This window comes from Dyadobacter sp. CY326, from assembly GCF_021390515.1.
Lineage (GTDB): Bacteria > Bacteroidota > Bacteroidia > Cytophagales > Spirosomataceae > Dyadobacter.
Genome location: NZ_JAJUXI010000007.1, coordinates 396,581 through 409,145 on the forward strand (window position 1 = coordinate 396,581; position 12,565 = coordinate 409,145).

Genomic DNA, 12,565 nt, shown 5'->3' on the forward strand with positions numbered 1-12,565 from the left:
TTAAGCTTCCGCCTCGTCACTTCCCGTGATTTGCGCGTGAACTTCCTCAATTGCGGCTTCTTCGTCGGATGATGCAACGGGCTCATCCTCAAAAAGATGCGCTGCCAAAACATCGTCCATGGTGACGTCGTAAAAAGCCTCGTGCACATTCAGTGGCGCTACGCCATCTTTGACTTCACATTTGATGTAACTTCCATCTTCCTGCATCTCATAGGCATTCACATTGTCCATCAGACTGAAATAAAGAATGTGAATGGCTTGCTGCCTTACACGCGGGTCAACAAGTTTGAAAAGCGACTCGATGCGTTTGTCGAAGCTGCGCACCATGGCATCCGCACTTCCGCCGTAGACAACCGGATCACCATTTTGATGGAAATAAAATATTCTCGAATGTTCCAAAAAGTCACCTACAAGCGATCTAACCGTAATATTTTCACTCAATTTGGCCCTTTGCGGACGCAAGCAGCACATTCCCCTCACGATCAACTTGATCGGAACGCCGGCCTCGGATGCTTTATAAAGTTCGAGGATGGTTGTGCGGTCTTCCAAAGAATTGATTTTGATACAAATTCCGCTTTTCAGTCCCGCACGCGCATTGTCTGCTTCCTGCTGAATTAATGCAACCAGCTTATCGCGCATGTAACGCGGCGCCGTGATCAGATTTTGATATTCTGATGGAATGGAATGGCCGGTAATGACATTGAAAAATTCCGAAATATCCTCTGTGTATTTTTCATTGGAGGTCAACAAACCCGTGTCCGTGTATAATTTGGACGTGTCTTCATTGTAATTCCCGCTTGATAAATGCGCGTAACGCAACACCCGATTTCCTTCATTCCGGACGATGAGCAGCAATTTTGTATGCGTCTTCAATAAGCCAATGCCATAAATGACAAAACAGCCTGCCTTTTGCAGCCGCTGCGCTTCTCTAATGTTATTTTCTTCGTCAAATCGTGCCTTAACCTCAAATAACACGGCGACGTGCTTGCCATTTTCGGCGGCATGTAAAAGCGCCTCGGTAACGCGAGAATTTTTTGCTAACCGGTAAATAGTCAGCTTGATAGACAAAACTTTTGGGTCCTCTGCGGCTTGTTCCAAAAGCTGCAAAACGGGTTCGAAATTGTTGTATGGATGATGCAAGAGGATATCGCGCTCGCGCATCACTTCAAAAATATCCGGAATGCGCTCTCTTTCCAGTCCCAATGGCGGCACCGGCGGGTGGATTGCGGGAATCTGATCCTTGAATTCAGGATGCTTGATAATGCCCCAGAACGACGTGTAATCGATAAATCCGTCGATCGGGAAAACATTGTAATCGTCTATCTCCCAGCGTTTTTTGATCAAACTCAGCAAATCCGGGTTGGTGTCGTGTTCAACGGAAACCTGCACCACACGACCCAGACGTCTGCTTTTTATCTTTTGTTTGATCTCATCAATAAAATCTGATTCAATGTCATCGCTCTCTTCCAATGAAAAATCACCGTTTCTGATGATCCGGAAAAGATTGGTTGAAACAATGTCAACATTGCGGTAAAGTTTATGAATGTATGCCCGAACAATGTCTTCAATGGGTAAAAATAACAGCTCCTCTTCCCGATCGATCACATAAAACCGTGGCAGGTTCAAGGGCAACTGTACGAACGAAAGTTTTCTATCCTCTTCTGCTGTGGACCCTTTGACTTGCGTGATCACGCCCAGAATGAGCACTTTGGCAAGCAAAACAGGAAATGCGTGCGTGTAATCAAAAAGCATTGGCGTGAGCATTGGATAAACCGTCCGCTCGAAATATTCTTCAACGGCAGCCTTTTCATCGTCATGCACTTCATCCAGCTTAATGATGCGAAAACCGTGCTTTTCAAATAACGGCAGCAATTGATTTTTGTAACAATCATTTTGCTTCCGCACGAACTCATGCAGCTCACGCATAAGCACCTTACGGAAGGGAATTTCCCTTAATCCTGAATAATCAAGGCGTTCTTTACCAAAATCAAGATAATTATATAAGCTGCCGACGCGGATCGTAAAAAACTCGTCGAGATTGGACGATGTAATTGCCAGGAATTTGAGGCGGTCAAACAGGTTACGATCTTCATTCGTCGCCTGATCCAGCACGCGGTCATTGAATTTAAGCCAGCTCAAATCTCTGCTAATGAGGTCACTTTGCTGTACAAGCGTGTTGGCCTTTTCGGTTGAAGGACTGATCACTTTGATCTCATCTGTCGAGACTGGTCCTTTTGTACTTTTGAAAAAAGCGAACAAGTTGGTTAACCTGCCTTTTTTTCCGTTGCTATATATTGGGTCGCCTGAGCCGGACATAAACTTAATTCTTTAAGGCTTGTATTGGGAATACATTAAAAATTCAACGAATCTAGGAATCTATTGTTTTGGAGACGTGAAGTTTCTATTAAATTTTGATCTTAAAACAAAAACGGATGGCCGAGTTTGACAGCCATCCGTTTTTAAAATCTATCGGCTAACTGTTACACGTCAACCCGGGCGTATTTCGCATTTTTCTCAATAAAATCGCGGCGCGGCGCAACTTCGTCACCCATCAGCATTGAAAACAAGTGGTCTGCTTCGGCTGCTGATTCAATTGAAACCTGTTTAAGGCTTCTCTTGTCTGGATTCATGGTTGTTTCCCACAATTGTTCCGCATTCATTTCTCCTAAACCTTTGTAACGCTGCACGTTAACCGATTCCTCACGACCTGCTGCAATTTCACGAACAGCAGCTTCTCGTTGCGCTTCTGTCCAGCAATAACGCTCTTCGCGGCCTTTCTTAACCAGATAAAGCGGCGGCTGAGCGATATAAATGTATCCGTGATCGATCAAAATTTTCATATAACGGAAGAAGAAAGTAAGGATCAGCGTCCGAATGTGGCTGCCGTCAATATCCGCATCGGTCATGATGACAATCTTGTGGTAACGCAGCTTGTCAATGTTCAGCGCCCTTTCATCCCCATCTTTACCGATCTGCACACCCAGTGCGGTAAACATGTTTTTAATCTCTTCGTTTTCATAAATTCTGTATTCCTGGGCTTTTTCTACATTCAGGATCTTTCCTCTTAGTGGTAAAATCGCCTGATATGCACGGTTCCGGCCTTGTTTTGCAGTTCCGCCCGCCGAGTCCCCTTCGACCAGATAGAGTTCGCAAACGTTTGGATCTGTTTCTGAGCAGTCGGACAATTTTCCTGGCAAACCTGTTCCAGTAAGAATGTTCTTGCGCTGCACCATTTCGCGAGCTTTCTTCGCAGCGATACGCGCTTTTGCGGCCAAGATAACCTTATCAATGATAACACGCGCTTCTTTCGGATGCTCGTCCAGATAAGTTTCAAGCATTTCAGACACAACCTGACTTACAACACCCGTCACTTCGGAGTTTCCAAGTTTAGTTTTTGTCTGCCCTTCAAACTGAGGCTCCTGAACTTTGATCGAAATAACGGCGGTTAATCCCTCGCGGAAGTCGTCGCCACTGATTTCAATTTTTTCTTTCGCAAGCACGCCTGATTTCTCAGCGTAGTTTTTCAAAGTTCTCGTCAACGCCGCTCTGAAACCCGAAACGTGCGTTCCGCCTTCGACCGTGTTAATGTTGTTTACATAAGAAAAAACATTCTCGCTGTAAGACGTGTTATACATCATCGCCACTTCTACGGGAACAGTTCCTTTCAATGTTTCCATGTGAATAGGCGCTGGAATTAAAGGCTGACGTGTTGCATCCAGATAGGTAACGAATTCGTTCAAGCCGATCTCGGAATAGAACTCTTCGCCTCTGAATTTGCCCTCCTCATCTTCCTCACGTTTGTCTTCTAACGTGATCCTGATTCTTTTGTTCAAATAGGACAATTCCCGGAGACGCGTTGCAACAGTTTCGTATTTAAATTCTGTTACTGTGAAAATCGTCGCATCGGGCAGGAAGTGAATAAATGTTCCTGTTTTTTCAGATTCGCCAATCACTCTTACGGAGTAAAGCGGCTTGCCTTCGCTGAACTCTTGTTCAAATATTTTTCCCTCACGGTGGATCTCAGCTCTCAAATGAATTGAAAGTGCATTTACGCAGGAAACCCCAACGCCGTGCAAACCACCGGAAACTTTATATGTGTCTTTATCGAACTTGCCGCCGGCATGGAGAACGGTCAATACAACCTCCAATGCTGATCTTTTCTCCTTTGTATGCATTCCTGTTGGAATACCGCGGCCGTTATCCTGAACGGTAATGGAATTATTTTTCTCTATCGTCACATTGATGGTATCGCAATAGCCAGCCATCGCTTCATCAATGGAGTTGTCAACAACTTCCCAAATTAGATGGTGAACTCCCTTAAAACCAGTGTCACCAATGTACATGGCCGGACGTTTACGAACGGCCTCTAAACCCTCAAGAACCTGGATGTTTTCGGCTGAATAACTATTTACTTCAATCACTGCTTCGTTTGACATATAGTTTGTTTTACACTTCGATAAAAAGAACCGTTTTGAGGCTTTTTAAGCCTGTAAAGATACGATTTTTTTGCCGCTTAACCTAGCGGAAATAACATTCAGATAACACGGAGAGGAGGTTGAGTTGTTATGACTTTTCCGGGTTGGAAGTCATGAAAAGATTGTAAATTAATTCGACAAAAGACTGTAATCTTTGCCGGATGCACGAAGCGATTTATCCAATCTATAAAACACTTTTTCACCATTGTTGTGCACATCCATAATCGCCATGTCATAAGTGCCGGGTGCAAGGTCATCCTGCCGGAGCAGCGTGTTGAAACCGGGTTTGTAATAATGCCCGCTTGTCAAAATCGCCTTACGGGCTTCGATCTTCGGATTGGCATTCATCATGTGGATTACGCGGGTTTTTTGATCCCGTAAGACCATAAATCGATCTCCTGCAAGCCCTTTCCGCTCTGGCAATGCATTGCTGGCGACGAAATAGTAAGTCAGATTTTCCACGCCATTGCGGACCCTGCGCTCAACTGCCCAGTCCTCGACATACAATTCATAATCCCTTGATGCTTTGGAATTCGCATTGAACATCGAATCGAGCTCATTTTTGTCAACGATTGCTTCGGGCAATTTGAAAAATCCCTTTTCGTAACCTGGGATTAAATAAAAACTGCCGTTTCGGATTATCGTTTTTTCAACTGAAAACATGTTGCGATTGGTTTTCCAGTTGTAAACATCAGCCAGATATGTGGTGCGTTTGATGGCGACAAAGCCTGTGAATTTGTAATATGAGTAAACACAATAGAAAATACTGAACGCCGTAAAGCTCAGGAAAACCGCTCGTCGGCGGAGCAAATGCGTATAATTGAGCAGTAAAATGTAAAAGATTACGGTCGATAAGGATGCATAGATCTGGAAACGACTGGCAATGGTGCTCCCCGCCCATGAGCGAAAAAGCGCAATCACGAAGCTGGTTATGAATATGAATGCAAACAATGTCAGCAACTCCACCGTGCCGGGCTTAATGTTGACCGGTTTGTTGAAATGAATCCGGGCAACGCGCCATGTAATGTAAACCATAAATCCAATGATGATCGCACCCCAAATTGCCGAAAGCAGCTCCGGAAGAGCCCACAAAGACATGGCTGAACCAATAAAACCGAAAAGGGATGAGAAGAACGAGACCAGATCTTTTGGCAAATTGCCCGCCTGCCCGGATTCATATCCCGCCAGATAAATGACAAGACAAAGGATCATGAAAGCGCCTGAGATGATCGCCCGCTTGAAATCTTTAAAACAAAGGAAATAAAAGATGATTGCGGGAAAAGAAAGTATGCCATTGCCATGCGTGAATGTGGCCAGAAAGCAGCACAGCATTGCGCCATAAAGCGCCAGATTGGTGCGCCTCGAAGCGAGTATAATTGCAGTAACCGTAAAAGCCGTAAGGAAGGAATGCTGCATCCCGTTCAGCGCCCAGCCTGAAATGTCGTAGTAAAGCGGCTGAAAGTAGAGAAAGGCGGCAGGAATGAAATAATATAAGGGCAGCCTCGCTTTTCGGAACTGGAGATAAACGAAGTAAAAAATGTAAGTAATGTTGATTGAAACGAGTGTGATGTAAAACCGGAAGTTCAGATGCCCGGTAATGTTGTATTCAATGAGCGATATCGTCCGGGGAATCACGGCTTTATGGTCATTGAAAGTGCGGAAAAGCTCGGTTATGAGACCGGTAAAACCCAGTCCGCCTTGCGACACAACCTCGATGAATTGAATGAGCAGGAAATCGTCCTGATAAGGGAAGTTAACGGAATAATAGTAATTGTAAAATATGTATACAAGAATGACCAAGCATATAACGACACCCGAGAGAAATCGTAACTTCATAAAAACGCAAATAGATTGAATGTGTATCCGGACCCTTTTCAATCCGGCACTTATGGGTTCAAAACTAAACGATTATCATTGAATTTGTAAATTTCAAATGCTTTTTTACTGATTTGCGGCAGCTTTGGTTTTTATAAAAAAACGAGAGCAGCGCGAAAAACACATTCCGCTCTGCTCCCGTTTTGCCCTGCTGCAAGTCCCTAGTTAACGACTACTTTGTGCCTAACTTGCTTGGTACCATAACCTGCATTAAGAATATAAAGTCCTGGGACAAGTTTTGACTTCGACCTCACTTCCAGCTTGTCCGTGCCAATTTGCTCTGTTTCCACCGGAACAATTCTGCCCGTAATGTCATTAAGCGTTATGCTTGGCTTCGTTCCTGAAAAACGAATTGAAAAAATGCCTGCCGTCACCGGATTCGGATAAAGCGTTACGTCTTCCTGTCCTTCGAAACCCGTTGAAATAATCCGGGAATAGGCAAATGTGCTGTCTCTGTCGACCATTTTAAGACGATAAAGGTTTTCGCCAGCGACTGGATTAGGGTGCAAAAAGTTGTAGGTTTTCAAAACCTTGCTCTCCTGAGAAGCTTCCACCTGGCCAATGTTAGTCCATTGCTTGCCATCCACGCCGTGTTGGATTTCAAAATGACTGCTGTTACTTTCCTCAGATGTTTGCCAATCCAATGCAACCGCATTTTCTTGTTTTTTGCCTGAGAAATTTACCAGCGTGACCGGAAGCGGAGCAGCATTGTTGGCTGTGATGTAGAATGATGAGAAACTGCTCACATCAAACCGGATCCTCCATAAATTCAATGCGGAATCCCATTGAATGTCATTGTCAGCAGGATCAATGGTTACATCCGGCTTTCCATTCATGGTGTTGCCGTGCCACTGCAATATGCGCACGTTGGTTTTGTTATTCTCTGAATCCGAATTGCCCTTTGGAAGCTTCACCGAACTCACTGCATTGAAAGCATTCAGTTCCTCCTGGCTTACGTAAAGTGTGATGTTAGCGCTGTTTGGATTTGTGCCGCCCGGCGTGAACTCGAAGTGACGTTGCACATAGGGTTGTCCGCTGTGCGACTTAACCTGCGGATCAACTGTTACTTTCGCCACAAACTGGCTGTTTCCATTTGTTAATCCGGAGCCCTTAACGGTTCCGATCAGCTTGCAATCTGCGCCGGTAAGGTGCGTAAATTTGTTGTCTGGCACAATGGACGACGACTGCTGACCGCTGGTTGCAAGCGACATGCTATTGTAAAAACAGCCTGATTGCGGCAAATTGTTTTGCAAATAGATGTTGACCGGCTTGTTGCCCGCGTTTTGATAAGCGCCCCGCCAGTTCTTGTAAGCATCACAATCATTGGAATAGTTGTCACGCTGGGTGACGCAACCATCGCTGTCAATCATTCCAGACAATGTAAAACTGTCGGAGTTCGAGGCCGATGGCGTGGTAACCTGTTTATCCTTAACCCATTCGGCAGTCAGGTTTTTCAGTGCATTGACCGCATCCTGAGATTTCAATGCGTTTTCCAGATAGAAAAGAGTGACTATCTGGGCGCCGTGTGTATAGCTTTCCGTAGCAAGATTAATGATTGATTGCATGCCGGTAACATAGGCCGCCTCATTAACATAAAGCTTTCCAGGCAAGTTGGAACGTAGCAGATCGATTCCAAACCGGTGGTCATAAAAGATGTCGTCATTGATTTTAAGTCCATCCAGATCTGCGCCTATCTCGTTGAAAGCCAATGTTCCCCGACCTCTTGAAAGTTTATCATAAACTGAACCGTGGTGCGCCAGCACTTTCGTGTTGGGACTGATTCCCTTTACCACGTTTTTGAAAAGATTGTTGATTTCTTTCAAAATCAGCGTCCGGAATGTAAACCAATCCGTGCCGTCCGGGCCTGTGAATGTTGTATTTGAAGGTTTTTTCGGGCCAACGTTATTGAATGAGCCGTGATTGGTTCCCCAGGCAGAGTTCAAATATTCAATGTGTCCGTATTTTGCTTTCAGCCAGTTTCTGTAAGCATTGGCCATTGGCTGGGAATAATCTGTCAGAGCGGCGCTCATGTCCAGTTCCTGCTCGTAATGATATTTTGTCGAGCCCATTTCAAACTCACCTTCGCCCTGGCGTGAATAGATTAAGCTTACATAAAGCAAGTTACCGCCATCCTGCACATATTTATATCGGTTCATCACCTTCGATGCAAAGTCGCTGATGCGGTCGCGGGTGGATTGTGCGGCAAGGGAAGTCATGACAAACTGCAAGTTAATATTAGGCCTGATAGGACCTCCCTGTTTTTGAAAGACTGCTTCCTGCCCATTGTAATTGGCAACCAACATTCTTTCCTCCTTCTTCCATCCATCGCCGGTGTCTACACCATAGCGGTCCGAAATTCCGTTGGAAACATCGTCGCCCGTGCTGACCGCAATGTTGAGTGCGACTTTCATTCCAAGCGATAATGCCTTGGCAACTTGATCATCATACTGCTTCCAGACATTATAGCCTGGCCCATTTTCTGATTTAAGAATCCGGGAAAGTTTTCCTTCAATGGTGCCCCATTGAACGGTTAGCGCGACTGCATTACAGCCAACGCTTTTAGCTGATTCAATTGTTTCTAATGACGGCTTGTCATTCTCGTTAACGAGCGAAACTGCAAAATAGCGGGGTTGTTGTGCTGCTGAATCGAGCGGGGAAAATAATAGTGAGGAAAAAAGAAGCGTGCAAATGTTCCAACCTACGAATATACGTTTTTTCATATTCTTAATCTACCAACCTGTTACAAATTATTCGATCCATAAATATAAATAATTCTACTTTACGGCTCACTTTATTTTCAATTTTTTCGCATATTTTCCAAAAATAAGATTTTAACGATAAAAAAATGAATATTCGGTCACTCTCGTTGAATAACCGGTTCAAACCGCATTGGTTTTCTACAAATTTATTCTACTAGCAGCCAAGCTTTTATGAAGTGGTCTATATAAAAAAAAGGCTATTTTCTGGTTTCAGAAAATAGCCTTTTCAGCATGCAAAGCCCGGTATGCTACATTTTTTCGAGCGGGTGTTCTTTAAGCAATTGGTCGGGAGAATAGAAGTCTTTTTTGCTTTCCGTTGCCGCTCTGACCTTCTTCACCTGGTCCGGCGTGATGACCGCTCCTTTGTTTCCAAACGAGTTCCGAACGTAAGTCAGCACCGCCGCCATCTCGTCATCATTGAGCAAACCTGCAAATGGTGTCATAGGAACCTGCCCGGGATATTTCTGTCCGTTAACGTCAATGGGGCCCAGCAAACCTTTCAATACAAGCTTGATCAGACGCTCATCGCTTCCAAGCACCCAGCTGTTGGTGGTCAATGGCGGGAACCCCGAGGCTGTCAGCCCTTTGCCGTCAGGCTGGTGACACGTTGCACAATATCCTTCTTTGGAATAAATGGTTTTACCCAATGTATACATTACGAGTTCCTTGCCTTTTAAACCGGATTGGGTCACTTCCTGCTTTTCCTTTTTCATATTCTGCCCGTTCAAATGCGCATAAGCGCCATCATAAGCATGAATGGTCCATTCGTCTAATGGCATCTTCTTGGCTTCCGCCAGCACGGCAAGTCCTTTTTCCTTTTCAATCCATGAAGCGGCAACAATTGCCACCAATCTTACCCGGCTGTTTTCATCACGTGCTGCCGCCATAAGCAAATCCGCCTGATCCTTCACCTGATGTCCGGTGTAACGCACAACCTGCACTGCGGCGGCGCGGGCGTGGTAATCTTTGGCATTCAAAACCTGCTTCAACAGTTTCTGATCCACTTTGTTCAATCCCCAGCTAACCCACAAAGCTTCCAGCAAATGATGCTCATAACGCGGATCTTTCTTATCCAATGAAGCTGTCCAGGTTGTAAGTTTTGCCAAAACCTGCGACGCATCGCGTCCGCGAAGTTCACGCCTGGTTCTGTAACGTGTTCTGAATTCGGGCAATTTCAGGTTTTCAAGCAGTTCGTCAATGCTGGCATCTGCGACTTTGGCTGGTTTTACCAATGGCCGCGATGGATATGTAATGCGATAAACGCGTCCGTGTGAGTGGTCGCGCAAAGGATCGCGGGCATTGTGCTGCATGTGACCGATCAGGATATTGTGCCAGTCGATGACGTAAAGCGAGCCGTCTGGCGCAAATTCCATATCAACGGGACGGAAGTTGCGGTCTTCACTCACTACAAGGTCCATGCGGTGCGTGCTTTTATAACCTGTGCCTTCATCCTTTAATGTATGCTCTTTTGTTCCCAGAAATCCAATGGTGTTGTTGATCAAAAAGTCACCTTGCAGCTCATCAGGGAAATGACGGCTCGAAACAAATTCCAAACCGGAAGTCGGCCTAACCCTGTGTTTTTCCTCTATCAATTGCACAGATTTGTGACTTGCTTCCCCATATCTTGGCAAAATAGAACCCGGCATCATCCAGCGCACATCCGGACTGGAAGTTTCAGCAAAGAAAGGCTGGCCCCACTCGTCAAATGCAATGCCCCACGGATTCGGGATCGAAAGCTGTGCAGTCCGTTCAAGTTTTTTAAGCTGCGGCGCATATCTGTAAAAACCGCCATTCGTCGCGCGAACAGGTCCGTACGAAGTTTCGACATTGGTGTGCAGGAAAACGCCTTCACCTGAATAAATTGCTCCCGACGGGTCCGCCGTAAATGCGTGGCTATTGTGGTGCGTGTCGTGATCGTCAAATCCGCTTAAAAGGATCTCGGTTTTGTCAGCTTTGCCGTCGCCGTCTGTGTCTGCCAAAAATTTCAGGTTTGTGCCCTGGGAAACATAAACGCCTTCTGGTGCAATTTCAAAGCCAAGCGGCAAATGCAGCCCATCAGCAAAAACGGATTGTTTGTCAGCCTTGCCATCGCCATTCGTATCTTCGAGAATGATGATTTTATCATTGGGCTTCGTGTCACCCGGCTTGTAATGCGGATAACTCGGCATGGTTGCGATCCAGAGGCGACCCTTGTTGTCGAACGACATTTGCATGGGTTTGGCCAGATCAGGAAATTCTTCCTCCGACGCGAAAAGCTCGATTTTATAACCTTCCGGCACTTTCAGTTTTGCTAATGCATCCTTTCCATATAAATATTGCAGACTTCCGTTCTTTTCAGGATTGAAATTGGTCTTAACCTGCGGCAATGGCGTCGTGTTCTTGTCAGCGGCGGCAAGGTCGGTTTTTTGTCCTTTCGAAGCCGCGAGCCACACCGCCTGATCCCGGATATCCGTCATTTCGCGGATCTTCTGAATTTCCGCTGGATAATTGTCCTGTCCAAAAGGATTGTAACGGCGTCCATAAACGTGCACGCCGTTTGGAATTTTAAAGTCGTTATGCCACATCCAGTTTTTCTCGTTCACCGCATCGTGCACCAACTTTCTGTTTGCTTCCGCCTTCGGTGACGCTTTTCCAAAAACCTGATCAGCAAGCAACAAGCCCAGCTTTTTATAACCTTCCTCATTCAATTGGGAGCCGTCAATGGTCAGGTCGGCTTTGCTGTCGGCATACCATTGTTTCGAGGGCGTGAATGCATCGACAAAAAGAACATTGTTTTTCTCAGCAATCTCCTTCATTCCCTTTGTGTAAAGTGCAAGGTTTTCGTTTTCCTTCTTTCCATTAGGGAGGTCAAACTTAGCCGAGAGATCTTCAAATGCAATTGGTGAAACAATGGCGAGTTGCGGCGCGGCGGTGCCATTGTATTTCTGGCTCAATGTATATTTGATAAAAGCATCGAGTTCCGCTTTATAATTTTCGAGCCCTTCTTTGCCTTGGAACGACTCATTATAACCGAAAAAAGCAATGATAACGTCCGTTTTCAAGCGGGTTAACCATTGGTCTGGTGTTTCAAAATGGCCTTCACTTTGCGAAGGATTTGCATATTCGGTTTGAAATTTTTCTGCCCCAGGGAACGCCCACGGCAAGTTTCTGCTGGCGTGCGGCCTGAATCCGGGCGTGTCGCCGCCATCGCACATATTGCGGATATACAGCATTTCCTCGGGATAACGCACCTGCAATTCCGTTTCGAAATTGTCATAGTTCATCATCCTGGAACCCAGATTATTTCCTAACAAAACAATGTGAGAGCCTTTCTTAATGGGAAGCGTGGCGGATTGATTGAATTTGAATGCACTGAATGCGATAATGACCAGCGCAAACACGATAAGTGATACGTGGAGACTGATTTTTCTGGGTTTAGACATTTCGGTTGGTAAGCTTTAAGTGGGGATTTAGGCG

General features: G+C 45.4%; 5 protein-coding genes. All 5 read right to left on the reverse strand.

Going from position 1 to position 12,565, the window contains the following annotated elements:
* A complete protein-coding gene (gene ppk1 / locus LZG73_RS16470) occupies nt 1–2,316 on the reverse strand; it encodes a polyphosphate kinase 1 (RefSeq protein WP_233852371.1) in 2,316 nt (771 codons plus the stop codon).
* A gap of 164 nt (nt 2,317–2,480) precedes the next feature.
* Nucleotides 2,481–4,436 carry a DNA topoisomerase (ATP-hydrolyzing) subunit B gene (gene gyrB, locus LZG73_RS16475; protein ID WP_233852373.1) on the reverse strand — a complete coding sequence of 652 codons (1,956 nt, stop codon included), beginning with the start codon at nt 4,434–4,436 and terminating at the stop codon, nt 2,481–2,483.
* Nucleotides 4,437–4,604: 168 nt separating this feature from the next.
* The gene (locus LZG73_RS16480) at nt 4,605–6,311 is read right to left on the reverse strand and encodes a hypothetical protein (RefSeq protein ID WP_233852375.1); all 1,707 of its coding nucleotides are present in this window, start codon (nt 6,309–6,311) and stop codon (nt 4,605–4,607) included.
* A 200-nt stretch (nt 6,312–6,511) separates the two neighbouring features.
* Nucleotides 6,512–9,070 carry a beta-galactosidase gene (locus LZG73_RS16485; RefSeq protein ID WP_233852377.1) on the reverse strand — a complete coding sequence of 853 codons (2,559 nt, stop codon included), beginning with the start codon at nt 9,068–9,070 and terminating at the stop codon, nt 6,512–6,514.
* 287 nt (nt 9,071–9,357) lie between these two features.
* Nucleotides 9,358–12,531, reverse strand: a complete 3,174-nt coding sequence (locus LZG73_RS16490) for a PVC-type heme-binding CxxCH protein (protein WP_233852379.1) — start codon at nt 12,529–12,531, stop codon at nt 9,358–9,360.
* Nucleotides 12,532–12,565 lie beyond the last annotated feature (34 nt).

Bases quoted from the DNA above. Each gene is read 5' to 3' on its own strand.
- ppk1 (WP_233852371.1), bottom strand. From the start codon at position 2,316: ATGTCCGGCTCAGGCGACCCAATATATAGCAACGGAAAAAAAGGCAGG.
- gyrB (WP_233852373.1), bottom strand. From the start codon at position 4,436: ATGTCAAACGAAGCAGTGATTGAAGTAAATAGTTATTCAGCCGAAAAC.
- LZG73_RS16485 (WP_233852377.1), bottom strand. From the start codon at position 9,070: ATGAAAAAACGTATATTCGTAGGTTGGAACATTTGCACGCTTCTTTTT.
- LZG73_RS16480 (WP_233852375.1), bottom strand. From the start codon at position 6,311: ATGAAGTTACGATTTCTCTCGGGTGTCGTTATATGCTTGGTCATTCTT.
- LZG73_RS16490 (WP_233852379.1), bottom strand. From the start codon at position 12,531: ATGTCTAAACCCAGAAAAATCAGTCTCCACGTATCACTTATCGTGTTT.